Raw genomic sequence first — 13061 nt, 5'->3', positions numbered from 1 at the left:
TTTAAAGGATAAAAAATGCCAAGACCTAAAAATAAAGATGAACTTTTAGAACTAAGCAATAGTAATTTTAAGAAAATGTTTGAATTAATAGAGTCTTTTGGTGAAGAAGAAATTGTAAATGGTAAAATACCGTTTGAGGATAGAGATAAAAATACAAGAGATATCTTAGCACATCTTCATCAATGGCACTTGATGATGTTAGATTGGCATAAAGTTGGAATGAGTGGAGAAAAACCAGATATTCCTGCAAAGGGTTATACTTTTAGAACTATTGCATCACTAAATCAAGAAATTTGGGAAAATTATCAAACAACCAAATATGATGAAATATTAAAGATGCTTGAAAAATCATTTTTAGAAGTTCAAGAAGTTATAAATAAATACAACGATGAAGAACTATTTGAAAAGAAAAGATATAAATGGACAGGTACAACATCCTTAGCCTCTTATCTTATCTCAGCAACATCAAGTCACTATGATTGGGCAATGATAAAACTTAAAAAGTATAAAAAAGCACTAAAAACATACAAATAAACATAAAGGAAAATTATGAGAGTAGAAGAGATTGAAGAAAAATTAATATATGGTATTTCAACAAGAACAAAAAATTCAAATGAAATGGATCCAAAAACTGCAAAAATAGGTGCTATATGGCAGAAGTTTGATAGTACTGTAGAAGTAAACTACCAAAATGGGCAAAGAGTTTATGGCATTTACTATAACTTTGAGTCAGATGCAAAAGGTGAATTTGATGTACTAGCAGGATATGAAACATCAAATGAAAGTTTAGATAAAATCACAATTCAAAAAGGTAAATATTTAGTGTTTCATAAAACACTCAAAGAAACTGATGACAATGCAAGAATACAAGCAGTTATAGAAACTTGGGGTGAAATTTGGAAGTATTTTTCAAATGAAAACTCTCAATACAAAAGAGTTTATAAAACTGATTTTGAACACTATAAAGAGAAAAATGAAATAGAAATTTATATTTCAATAGAATAAGTACTTTCTATGCATAATAAAGAGCTTTAAGTATCTCTTTTTGTTTAGTCTTTTTATAATTAAATTTAAACTCAATCTCTTTTAAATAAATAAAAAAGTTTTTATTTTCTATGCCTTTGTATTTTAGTATAGAGTCTTCAAAATAAAGCCAAAATTTTGTGATGATATTTTCTCTTTTTTGCGTTTTTGAAATTTTATTTAACATCATGTATTTTGAAAACTCTTTAAAGTAGGCTTCCTCTGCTGCGTCATCTAAAAACTGTTTTTTGTAAACATGTAAACTTGGCATAAGTAAGTTAAAAACTTGATCTTCAAAATGAAAAGTAATAAAATTATGAGCATCAAAAATATTTTCTTTTACTCTTTTTTTACTTTGTGGCAAATAAGTGTATTCATCATATTCTATAACATTTTTATCTCTATATTTATCTTCAAGATAGTTGGCTATTAGAACTCTAAATAGCTTAAATCTATTTGTAATTGTTACATAATTTAGGTTTGTTCTATGGGCGGTTTCATTAGCGGTTAAATCTTCACAAAATGCCTCAATTAAGGCTAAATCTTTTTTTATTTTGTTTAATGAAAACTTTTTTTTGCATCTAGAACATTTAACTTGTCCAGATTTTAAGTGATATAATTTTTTATTATCGCAATAAATACAGTTCATAGTAGTATTTTAACATAGATTAGTACCAAAACTATATAAGAAAGTTCTAAATTAACTTTACTTTTAATTATAAAAATATAAAATATGAATACTTATTCGTTTAAGAGGAAATTTAATGGAAAATTTTGGATTATTACTCATCTTTTGGTATGGAATATTACACGCTTTTGGACCTGACCACCTAACTGCGATAGCAGACTTCTCAATAGGAAAAAGTAAAAAAAAGACTATGACAATAACAACAATGTTCGCTATTGGTCATGGACTTGCACTTTTTATCTTTGCAAAGATTTTAGATACTTATAATATAAGTGAAGCAATACTCGGTTATGGCGATATTATCTCAGCATCTGTGATTTTGATGATGGGAGTTTACTTATTATTTATGGTTTTTACAGACCGAATTCAGTTGAAAAAACATATACATAATGGCAAAGAACATGTTCATATTTGGTTTGGTAAAGAACACAAACATGATAACCGTGATACATCATCAGCTTTTACTATTGGCGTATTGATGGGTGTTGGCGGAGTTAGAGGAATGCTTGTAACTCTTGGAATGCTTGAATCAGGAAGTGTTGATTTAGTAATGGTTGTAGCTTTTGCTCTTGGAGTAATGGTTATTTTTGTAGGTTTTGGTAGTGTAATATTGTATATTAATAAAAATTTGTTAAACTCGAAACAAAATTTAAAAAGAGTTTTTGCAACAGCAGGTGTAGTATCAGTTGTTGTAGGAACAAATATGATACTCGGATAGAAACTAGAAAAGCTCTCAAAGAGGCACAAGTGCCGAGAGCTTTCTGCTGAAGAAAACCAAGCGTTAGCGTAGGTAGCGGAATTACTTCCGATACCGTGATAAACAGATGAAGGGTTTCCTTCATTTTATGAAATAAAATTAAGGAATATTAATTATGTGTAAAGATTGCGGTTGTAGTATAACAGATAGCGTGGGACATTCTCACTCTCATGGAAATTCGTCAGAACATCAAGGTGCTCACCAGCATCTACATGATAACCCTCAGTTAAATGATCCAAAAACAATATCTATAATTACAAAAATTTTAGATAAAAATGACCATGAAGCAGGGCATAATCGACAGCATTTTGATTCAAAAGGTGTTCTTTGTATAAACCTAATGAGTTCTCCCGGAAGTGGTAAAACTACTTTGTTGGAACATCTTAATGATGTTTGTGACTTTAAGTTTGGTGTTGTAGAAGGTGATTTAGAAACAAGTAGAGATGCTGATAGATTAAAAGCTAAAGGTATCCAAGCTCATCAGATTCAAACAGGTTCAGCTTGTCATTTAGATGCATTTATGGTTCATAAAGCTTTGCATCATATGGACTTAGATGCTATGGATGTTTGTTTTGTTGAAAATGTTGGAAACTTAGTTTGTCCTGCATCTTATGATGTTGGGAGTCACTTAAATATTATTTTAGTAAGTATTCCTGAGGGTGAAGACAAGATTATAAAATATCCTGTAATGTTTCGCCAAGCTGATTTAGTTTTATTTACAAAGGTTGATTTACTTCCACATTTTGATTATGACATGGAAAAAGAAAAAGCAGATGCTAGAAAACTAAAACCAAATGTTGACATACTTGAAGTTAGTACAAAAGATGAAGAGAGTCTAAAAAAAGTTGCACAGTGGATAAAATTTAAGATGGAGATGAGATAATGTGTCTTTCAATTCCATCTAAAGTAGTAAAAATAGATAAAGAAACAAACTTGGCTACTGTTGATACTATGGGTGTTCAAAGAGCAGCTAGTTTAGACTTACTCGAAGAGGGTGATGTTAAAATTGGCGATTATGTACTTCTTCATATCGGTTTTGTAATGAACAAAATTGATGAAGCGGAAGCTCTTGATAGTTTAGAACTTTATAAAGAAATCATTGAAGCAATGAACGAAGAAGATAGACAGCAAGCAATACTAGAAGAAGATGAGAAGGTGAATGGCGAAGCCAGAGAGGCTCCCCTGGGGGATGAGTGCGCAAATAGAGGAGCTTAGATGGAGTTAGAGTTAAATAATCTATATGATGATTTTAGAGATGGCGATACTATTAAAGCATTTGCTAAAATCATAAATGAAGATGCAAAAAAACTGAAAAATCCTATAAATATTATGGAAGTTTGTGGTGGTCATACTCATACGATTATGAAGTATGGAATTCCTCAACTTTTACCTAAAAATATTAAGTTTGTTCATGGTCCAGGCTGTCCTGTTTGTATCATACCAAAAGAGAGAATTGATCATGCGTATGTTTTAAGTATGCAAAAAGATGTAATTTTAGTAACTTTAGGTGATATGATAAAAGTACCAGGAAGTAAAGGTAGTCTTCAAGATGCCAGAGCTAAAGGTGCTGATGTAAGATTTGTTTACTCTCCCCTAGATTGTATAAAGATTGCAAATGAAAATCCTAGTAAAAAAGTTATATTTTTTGCGATAGGTTTTGAAACAACAACCCCAATGACAGCTGCACTTCTTAATGCTGTTGTAAATAAAAAAATAACAAATATATACTTTCACATAAACCATGTAACAGTTCCCGAAGTTATGAAAGAGTTAATAGATAGTAGAGATGTTCATGTTGATAGTTATAACAATAAAATAGATGCTTTTTTAGGGCCTTCTCATGTGAGTGTTATAAGTGGAAGTAAGATATATGAAGAATTTCCAAGAGATTATAATCGACCTGTTGTAGTAACTGGGTTTGAACCTGTTGATGTTATGCAAGGTATAAGTATGATAGTTAAGCAGTGCATTGAAGATAGATGTGAGCTTGAAATAGAATATAAAAGACTTGTAACTCACAATGGAAATATTAAAGCTCAAAAATTGATTCAAAAGTATTTTGACAAAGCAGACCTTTTTAAATGGAGAGGTTTAGGAAATATACCTAAAAGCGGTTTAAAATTAAAAGCAGAATTTAGTGAGTATGATGCAGAAGTTATTTATAAAGATGTTCTACCTTTAGAAGAGATAGAAGATCATAAACTTTGCATCTGTGGAGATATACTTAGAGGCATGGCTTCACCACCTGAATGTACAATATTTGGAACTGCTTGTAAACCAACTTCACCTGTTGGTAGTTGTATGGTTAGTAGTGAAGGTGCTTGTTCAGCGTACTATAAATATGGGAATCTGATATAATATATCATTAGAAATCACAAGGTATAAAGCTATGAGTTATCAACCACTTTTTACAATCACATCAAAGATGCTAAATCTTGTGAGTGAGATAACTGAAGCTTTAACTAAAATAGAGAGTACTCAAAACAGTTCTATTACTCCATATTTAAGAAGAACAAATCGTATAAAAATACTGGCTGGTACTCTAGAGATAGAAGGTAACTTCTTAGGTGAAGAAAAAATTACAGCTATATTAGATGGAAAAAGAGTTCTTGGTAGTGTGCGAGAGCTTGCAGAAGTAGATGGAGCCATAAAAGCGTATGAGAAGTTTGAAGAGTATTGTTATGATTCTTTGGATGACTTGCTTCAAGCACATAAAATCTTAATGAATGGTATCTTGACAACAGCAGGAGCTTTTAGAAGAGTAAATGTAGGAGTTGGCAGTGAAAATGGAGTTAGTCATGTAGCTCCACCGCATGAGAGAGTTCCGGAGTTGATGAGTGACTTGTTTGAGTGGTTAAAAAACTCAGATGACCATCCTCTTATTAAAAGTAGTGTCTTTCATTATGAGTTTGAATTTATTCATCCCTTTAGTGATGGTAACGGTCGCATTGGAAGACTATGGCAGAGCGTGATATTATATAACTACAAAAGTATTTTTTCTTCTGTCGCTACTGAAAGTATTGTAAGAGACTATCAAGATAGATATTACAAAGCCTTAGAAGATTCAGGTGAACTTGGACAAAGCACACCTTTTATAGAGTTTATGTTGGAAGTAATTTTTGAAGCGATAAAAAATGTCCCCAATGATGTCTCTAAAAATGTCCCTAAAGGTAGAGAAGTTTCTATATTAAATTTAATAGCTGAAAATTCAAAAGTAACAGTGAAAGAATTAGCACTAAAATTTGAAGTAAACGAGAAGACTATTAAAAGAGATCTAGAAAAACTAAAAGAAGAAAACAAAATTAAAAGAATCGGTAGTGCTAGAAGTGGATATTGGGAAGTAATTAAATGAAAAAACTATATATTATAAGACACGCAAAATCAAGTTGGGATGAGGTCGGTCTTAAAGATTTTGATAGACCATTAAATCACAGAGGTATAGCAGATGCTCCAAAGATGGGAGAGAGATTAAAAGAAAAAGGTGTAAAACCTGATATGATTCTTTCATCTAGTGCAGTTAGAGCAAAAAAAACTATAAAAGCGATTGCTAAAAAAGTAAAATTTAAAAACAAAATTATATTTAAAAGAAAAATATATGAAGCAAGTTTAAGCACTCTTCATAAAATGATAAAAAAAGTAAATGAAAAAAACTCAACTCTGTTTTTATGTGGACATAATTTTGAGTTAAATATGTTAGCCGAAAAGTATGTTGGATTTGATGAGAATCTTCCAACATGTGGGATGGTAGAGATTGAATTTAATTGTAAGAACTGGAAAGATATAAATAAAAAAAATGCAAGATTAATTTCGTTTGATTATCCAAAAAAAATGACTAAAAAGGTTTAATGTGCAACATCGTGATATCCCAGAGAATGACATAAAAAATGACAAGTTAAACTTTGCTCCATTTGCGTCTAGGGTTTCAAAAGGTATTCTGAATTATTCTCAAGATGAAACTTTTATACTTTCTCTAGAAGGAGAATGGGGTAGTGGAAAAACTACTTTAATAAATTTTATTAAATCTGATATAAAGAATGATGTTGAAATAGTACATTTTAATCCATGGCTTATTACTGATATTAGGCAAGTGATAAAACTATTTTTTGATGAATTAATGAAAGTAATTCTTTCAATAACCACAGATGCAAAAAAAGATGAGTTTACCAAAGATGTTAGAAAATTAATATCTTTTATTTTACCTGACGATGTAACCGTGGGGGTAGGAGATGTTGCAAAAGTTAAATATAACATAGCAAAACGATTAGAGGATAAGAACAGAGACAATTTAGAAAAAGTTAAAGAAAAAATAAATACTTATTTAAAAAAATTAGATAAAAAAATCGTTATTATAATTGATGATATAGACAGACTTACTGATAAAGAAACGGAGTTTATATTTAGACTTGTAAAAGGCATTGCAGACTTTGATAATCTTATTTATATACTTCTTTATGATAAAAATGTAGTTTCAAATTCACTTCTAAAATTTAAAGCCGAAAAAGGACAAAAATATCTTGAAAAGATAGTTCAATATCCACTTTCAGTTCCAAAACCTCATAAAATTACTATTAGAAATTTATTATTTAAAGAGCTTGACGAAATTCTTACTAAGTTAGAATGTAAAAAAGTAAAATACATTTTTAATAAGGAAACATGGAGCGAAGTTCATTCGATAGTAGGTAATTATATAAAAACAATAAGAGATATCAATCAAATAGTAAATATAATTTCTTTTGAATATCCAATTATTGCAGAAGAAGTAAACTTTACAGATTTTTTTATAATTTCACTCATCAAATTAAAAAAACATACTCTTTATGAATTAATTCAAAATAAGCCTAGTGATTTTTTTATCAATACAAATACAGGTTATAGTAAAGAAGAAGAAACAAAAAGAATTCAAGAAAACTTCAGTAATAATTTAAAAGAGTTTCATGATTTTGAAGATTTATTAAAAATAAGTTTTTCAATATTTAAAGAGTATGATTACAGAACTTTAGGTGGACATAAAAATAAAGGTATTAGTAATTTTTACTATTTTGAAAACTACTTTTCTTTTTCAACTTCAGATGATAAAATCTCTATGAAAGAGTATTATGAGATAAAAAATTCATTCATTAATAATGACTTTGAAGTATTAAAAAAAGTTGTCTTAAAAGCTGATGAACAGCAAAAGAGTTCATATTTTTTAGATATGTTTTATGAGTTTAATGAATCAATAGAGAAAAATGAAATAGAAAACATGTTTTTTAATACACTAAAAATATCAAAAGACCTAGTTAGTAAAGATAAAAGCACATTTTCATTATTTAATGTATCAATTTCTTATGAGCAGTTAGGATATGATGTTTTAATTAAACATCCAAAAGTAGATGATTTTATATTGAATTTTTATAAAACAGATAGCGAAATAGAATTTAAAGTAAAAGTCAACTTACTACGAAGTATTAATGAAGAGATAGCTAAAACATATAGTGATAAAAAGCTAAAAGTTTCAGATGCAACACTTGCTAAACTTAACAGTATAGTTAAATCAGAGTTAGAATCAATTACATATGAAAATATGTCTAACTACAGTGGAATCTTAAACTTGGTACACAGTTTTAATTTATTTAATGCTTCAATAGATGTATTGTCAAAAGATATAGAAAATAATATATTTAAATCACCTAATGATTTTTTTAAAATATTAGATATATTTCAAAGCTATAGGATAGTCAATGGAAGCTATAAGGAATATTATATATCAAAAGAATCTCTTGAAAAATTGATAAAGTTAGAAGTAGTTGAAGAATATATAAATGAATTAGATAAGTCAAAACTATTAGAAGGTCAAGGTACTTTACTTGAGTATTGGAGAAATAATGATAAATTTTAAATTTATGCAAGGAGAAAGCATAAAATGAAGTATAGATACATAGGTAAAACAGGACTTCGTGTAACTCCTATATGTTTAGGAACAATGGGTTTTGGAAGCTGGAGTGATGAAGCTGAATCTTTTAAGATTATGGACAAGGCTTATGAGAAAGGTATAAACTTTTTCGATACTGCTGAGCTTTACCCTGTTCCTCCAAAAGAAGACTATGCAGGCGAAACAGAGATAATTATTGGTAAATGGTTAAAGAATAAAAAAAGAGATAGCATTATTCTTGCATCTAAAGTAGCTGGTGCTGCTAGTGGATGGTTTGTTCCTCCTGTTCGTCATGGTTTTACGGCTATTGATAAGTTTCATATTAAAAGTGCAATAGAAGGAAGTTTGAAAAGACTTCAAACTGATTATATAGACTTATATCAGATGCACTGGCCAGATACTATAGTTCCTATCGAAGAGTCACTTAGAGCTTTTGAAGAACTAGTTAAAGAAGGAAAAGTGAGATACCTTGGAACTTCAAATGATACTGCCTACGGACTTACAAAAGCAAATGAAACTTCTAAAAAACTTGGCATCCCAAGATTTGAATCAATTCAAAACAACTTCTCTTTGAACAATCCAAGATTTTTAGATGAGTCGGCACTGGTATGCGAAAAAGAACAAATATCACTCCTTCCATATTCACCTATTGGTGGTGGAGTTTTGAGTGGTAAGTATAATGGAAAGCTCTATCCTACAAATGCTAGATTTTCTGAGTACTTAAAGAGTGAAGACCCTCGTACAAAAGCTCAAGGAACAAGGTTTGTTAACAACAAGACACTAGAAGCGACTTCAAAGTATATAGAAATAGCTAAAAAACTAGATATATCTACTGTAACTTTAGCAGTAGCATACTCAAAACAGTTTAAGTTTGTAGCATCTACTATCGTAGGAGCTAGAAATACTGGGCAACTTGATGACTCTTTTGCTGCTATGGATTTAGAACTTAGTGAAGAAACAATGCAAGAGATTAAAACTATACAAAACAATATTATGTATCCGATGGGATAATAGGAAGATTATAATGACAAAAACAATTACACTAGCACAAGGTAACGGCGGTCAAGAGAACAACGAACTTATAACTAAGGTTTTTTATAAAGCTTTTAAAAATGAAATACTTGAACGAAATGAAGATGCAGCTGTTATTCATAATGGAGAGTTAGCTTTTTCTACTGATAGTTTTACAGTAAGTCCACTTTTTTTTCCTGGAGCGGATATCGGAAAGCTTGCAGTTTGTGGAACTTGTAATGACTTAGCTATGATGGGTGCAAAACCAAAGTATTTAACATGTAGTGTGATAATTGAAGAAGGTTTTGCTGTAAGAGATTTAGAAAAAATTGTCCGTAGTATGAAAAAAGAACTTGAAATAAATGGTGCTATTGTTGTAAGTGGAGATACTAAGGTTGTTCCAAAAGGTAGTGTTGATAAGATTTTTATAAACACTACTGGAATCGGTGAGATAATGAAAAAAGGAATTAGCTCAAACCATATCACTAAAGAAGATGTGATTTTAGTAAATCGTGACATAGGGTGTCATGGCGCTACTATTTTTGTTGCTCGTGAAGATATTGAGATGAGTAGTTCGCTAAAGAGTGATTGTGCTTCTTTATACCCACAAGTAAAAGCACTCATAGATGCTAACATACAGATAACTGCTCTTAGAGATGCTACAAGAGGTGGTGTAAGTGCTGTTTTAAATGAATGGGCAAAGCAGTCAGATATTTGTATAGAAGTTGAAGAAGAAAAATTACCTATAAGTAATGAGGTTAATGGCATCTGTGAGATGCTAGGCTTTGAAGCAAGTGCTTTAGCAAATGAGGGTACTTTTGTTTTAGCCATAAAAGAAGAAGATGCTAGTAGCGCGGTTGAGATACTTAAAACATTTGAAAATGGCTCTAGAGCAACTATAATTGCAAAAGTTACTGACACACATAAACAAAAAGTTATTTTAAATAGTTCTTGGGGAACTTCAAGATTTTTAGATACTCCTAGTGGTGAGTTACTTCCTCGCATCTGTTAAATGAAAATACTTCTAATCGTTTCAGCTTTTAACTCTTTAACTCAAAGAGTTTTCTGTCTTCTTAAAGATATGAATCACACCATTTCAATAGAATATGCTATTAGTGATGAGGTAATGATAGATTCAGTCCAAAGATTTAAGCCAGATATCGTTTTTTGTCCATTTTTAAAAAAGTTTATTCCAAAAGAGATATTTTTAAATACTCCTTCGTTTGTACTTCATCCAGGTATAAGAGGAGATAGAGGGCATAATTCACTTGATCATGCTTTATTAGAGCAAAAGAAAGAATGGGGAGTAGTAATCCTAAAAGCAAATGAAGAGCTTGATGGTGGAGAGATATACAGCGAGGTTAATTTTCTTATGCGAGATGCTACTAAAGCATCTATGTATAGAGATGAAGTGGCAAATGCTACTATTGAAGCTACAAAAGAACTACTTATAAACCTACAAAACACAGATTTCAAAGCAACACCACAGTTAAAAACACCAATGCATAAATATCTAAAACAAGTTGATAGAGCAATAGAGTGGGAAAAAGATACAAGTAAAGATATTATAAAAAAAATTAGGTTAAGTGATAGTTACCCTGGGGTTAAAGATGAGTTTTTTGGAATAAGCTGTTATCTTTTTGGTGTGTGGTTTGAAAGTAAGTTAAAAGGAAATCCAAAAGAAATTATTGCCAAAAGAGATGGTGCTATTTGTGTGGCAACCACAGATGGTGCAATATGGATAAGCCATCTTATCAAAGAGGGTGCTTTTAAACTTCCAGCAACTTATGTGTTAAAAGATAAGATAAAAGGTGTTAAAGAGCATAGACTTCCTCTCATCTTTGATATGAGCTATAAAACATTTTATGAAATCGGTTCTCATAAAGATGGAGATGTGACATATCTTTGTTTTAACTTTCATAATGGTGCAATGCATTCAGAGCAGTGCATAAGACTTAAGTATGCTTTTGAATATCTCAAAGAAAGTTCAAAGGTTATTGTTCTTATTGGGGCAGAGGAGTTTTTTAGTAATGGTATTCATTTAAATATTTTAGAAGATTCTAAAAAACAAGGTGAAGATGGCTGGAGCAATATAAATGCCATGAATGATTTAGTTAAATCTATCATCTTCGCAGATGAGGTTATTACAGTAGCATCTCTGCATAAGAATGCAGGAGCAGGTGGAGTCTTTTTAGCTCTCGCTTGTGACTATGTTGTTGCATCTAGTAAAAGTGTTTTAAACCCTCACTATAAAACCTTAGGATTAAGTGGAAGTGAATATCATACTTTTTCTTTGCCAAAAAGAGTAGGGGAAGTTAAAGCAAAAAAACTTTTATATAGATGCTTACCCATAAGTTCAAATGAAGCAAAAAAGATAAATATGATTGATGAGGTTTTTTCTCAAGAGGATTATTTTGATAGTTTAAGGGGATTTTGCAGTGTTTTAGTAGAAGATGAAGAAAAATATGAAGATTATATATATGAAAAACAAGATTACCTTCAAGAAAATGAAAATCATATAGATAGATGCAAAGAAGAAGAGTTAAAAGTCATGTATCCTGAATTTTGGGATAAAGATAGTTCTTTTCATGCCCTAAGGCAAGAATTTGTATATAAAGTATGTCCAATTAAAACACCAGATAGATTAAGGGAAATAAAAAATGCATGAATATAGTATAGTTCAATCACTTTTGGATTCGTGTGAAGATAATGCGAGAGAGAATAATTCTACAAAAGTATTAAAAGTAGTAGTTAAAATAGGTGTTATGAGTGGAGTAGAGCCAAGTTTACTTCAAACAGCTTTTGATACCTTTAAAGAAAAGACAATTTGTGAAGAAGCAGAGTTTGTCATAAATATGCAAGATATAGTAATCCAATGTAATAATTGTCAAAAAGAATCAACAATAGGTAAAATGGACTACTGTTGCCCTGTTTGTAAGGGTGTGGATATAAAAATTATCGATGGTGAAGATATGTATTTAATGCAATTAGAACTTAATTAAACAAAACTTAAAGCTTGTTTGGGTAAAATTGCGAACTTTTATAAAGATTCAAGGAATTGTATATGTACGCAATTATCAAAAACGGTGGTAAACAATATAAAGTTCAAGAGGGTGACGTTCTTTTATTAGATAAAATGTCATTAGAGCCAAAAGATACTATCGAGATAACAGAAGTTCTAGCAGTTAATGCTGGTGAACTTAAATTTGGAGCTCCATTTGTTGATGGTGCCGTAGTTACTGCAGAAGTTATTAATGAAGGTCGCGATAGAAAAATTGTTATTTTCAAAAAGCGTCGTCGTAAAGACTCTAAAGTTAAAAGAGGTTTCAGAAGAGACTTCACTCGTGTTCGTATCACGAAAATAGCTGCATAAGCTAAAAGAAGGAGCATAGTATGGCACATAAGAAAGGTCAAGGTAGTACACAGAATAATCGTGACTCAGCTGGTAGAAGACTTGGTGTTAAAAAATTTGGTGGTGAAGTAGTTATCCCAGGTAACATTATCATTCGTCAAAGAGGAACTAAAGTTCATCCAGGTAAAAATGTTGGAATGGGTAAAGATCATACAATATTTGCACTTATTGAAGGCGTTGTAACTTTTGAAAGAAAAGATAAAAAGCGTAAACAAGTTTCAGTAATAGCTGCTGCGTAATTCTACAGTATTTGGGCTTC

At 30.6% G+C, this 13061-nt stretch carries 16 protein-coding genes; 15 read left to right on the top strand and 1 reads right to left on the bottom strand.

Features of this window, described 5'->3' with window-relative positions; translation table 11 throughout:
• Positions 1–15 precede the first annotated feature (15 nt).
• Both MOV42_RS08925 and MOV42_RS08920 read left to right on the top strand, forming a co-directional pair.
• Positions 16–534, top strand: a complete 519-nt coding sequence (locus tag MOV42_RS08925; RefSeq protein WP_324170847.1) for a ClbS/DfsB family four-helix bundle protein — start codon at positions 16–18, stop codon at positions 532–534.
• A 15-nt stretch (positions 535–549) separates the two neighbouring features.
• Entirely contained in the window at positions 550–1005 is a 456-nt protein-coding gene (locus MOV42_RS08920; RefSeq protein ID WP_324170846.1) for a GyrI-like domain-containing protein, read from the top strand.
• Positions 1006–1012: 7 nt separating this feature from the next.
• Here the strand turns inward: MOV42_RS08920 and MOV42_RS08915 are convergent, their stop codons facing one another.
• A complete protein-coding gene (locus tag MOV42_RS08915; protein WP_324170845.1) occupies positions 1013–1672 on the bottom strand; it encodes a transposase in 660 nt (219 codons plus the stop codon).
• A gap of 115 nt (positions 1673–1787) precedes the next feature.
• Here MOV42_RS08915 and MOV42_RS08910 point away from each other — a divergent pair, with 115 nt between their 5' ends.
• The 13 genes from MOV42_RS08910 (at position 1788) to rpmA (ending at position 13041) form a co-directional block, all read left to right on the top strand.
• A complete protein-coding gene (locus tag MOV42_RS08910) occupies positions 1788–2429 on the top strand; it encodes a hypothetical protein (RefSeq protein ID WP_324170844.1) in 642 nt (213 codons plus the stop codon).
• Positions 2430–2583: 154 nt separating this feature from the next.
• On the top strand, positions 2584–3351 hold the full coding sequence (gene hypB, locus MOV42_RS08905) for a hydrogenase nickel incorporation protein HypB (RefSeq protein ID WP_324170843.1): 768 nt from the start codon (positions 2584–2586) through the stop codon (positions 3349–3351).
• Complete coding sequence (locus MOV42_RS08900) at positions 3351–3683, top strand: HypC/HybG/HupF family hydrogenase formation chaperone (protein ID WP_324170842.1); 333 nt, start codon at positions 3351–3353, stop codon at positions 3681–3683. The genes hypB and MOV42_RS08900 overlap by 1 nt, the downstream gene beginning before the upstream one ends.
• Positions 3684–4826, top strand: coding sequence for a hydrogenase formation protein HypD (gene hypD / locus MOV42_RS08895; protein WP_324170841.1), 1143 nt, complete (start codon positions 3684–3686; stop codon positions 4824–4826). It abuts the gene before it with no gap.
• A 31-nt stretch (positions 4827–4857) separates the two neighbouring features.
• Positions 4858–5820 carry a Fic family protein gene (locus MOV42_RS08890; protein ID WP_324170840.1) on the top strand — a complete coding sequence of 321 codons (963 nt, stop codon included), beginning with the start codon at positions 4858–4860 and terminating at the stop codon, positions 5818–5820.
• Positions 5817–6314 (top strand): SixA phosphatase family protein, encoded by a 498-nt coding sequence (locus MOV42_RS08885; protein WP_324170839.1) that lies wholly within the window; start codon positions 5817–5819, stop codon positions 6312–6314. The genes MOV42_RS08890 and MOV42_RS08885 overlap by 4 nt, the downstream gene beginning before the upstream one ends.
• 1 nt (position 6315) lies before the next feature.
• A complete protein-coding gene (locus tag MOV42_RS08880) occupies positions 6316–8346 on the top strand; it encodes a KAP family P-loop NTPase fold protein (protein WP_324170838.1) in 2031 nt (676 codons plus the stop codon).
• A gap of 24 nt (positions 8347–8370) precedes the next feature.
• Positions 8371–9390 (top strand): aldo/keto reductase, encoded by a 1020-nt coding sequence (locus MOV42_RS08875; protein ID WP_324170837.1) that lies wholly within the window; start codon positions 8371–8373, stop codon positions 9388–9390.
• A gap of 13 nt (positions 9391–9403) precedes the next feature.
• Positions 9404–10402: a hydrogenase expression/formation protein HypE gene (gene hypE, locus MOV42_RS08870; protein WP_324170836.1), complete on the top strand. Its 999-nt coding sequence runs from the start codon at positions 9404–9406 to the stop codon at positions 10400–10402.
• A complete protein-coding gene (locus tag MOV42_RS08865) occupies positions 10403–12058 on the top strand; it encodes a hydrogenase maturation protein (protein WP_324170835.1) in 1656 nt (551 codons plus the stop codon).
• Entirely contained in the window at positions 12051–12392 is a 342-nt protein-coding gene (hypA, locus tag MOV42_RS08860) for a hydrogenase maturation nickel metallochaperone HypA (RefSeq protein WP_324170834.1), read from the top strand. Before MOV42_RS08865 ends, hypA begins: the two co-directional genes overlap by 8 nt.
• A 62-nt stretch (positions 12393–12454) precedes the next feature.
• Positions 12455–12763 carry a 50S ribosomal protein L21 gene (gene rplU / locus MOV42_RS08855; protein WP_324170833.1) on the top strand — a complete coding sequence of 103 codons (309 nt, stop codon included), beginning with the start codon at positions 12455–12457 and terminating at the stop codon, positions 12761–12763.
• A gap of 20 nt (positions 12764–12783) precedes the next feature.
• The gene (gene rpmA, locus MOV42_RS08850) at positions 12784–13041 is read left to right on the top strand and encodes a 50S ribosomal protein L27 (protein WP_324170832.1); all 258 of its coding nucleotides are present in this window, start codon (positions 12784–12786) and stop codon (positions 13039–13041) included.
• The last annotated feature ends 20 nt before the right edge of the window (positions 13042–13061 follow it).

It is taken from the genome of Sulfurimonas sp. (assembly GCF_029027405.1).
Lineage (GTDB): Bacteria > Campylobacterota > Campylobacteria > Campylobacterales > Sulfurimonadaceae > Sulfurimonas.
Note: the sequence above shows the minus strand (reverse complement) of the source record. Positions and strands in the feature narration are given on the sequence as shown.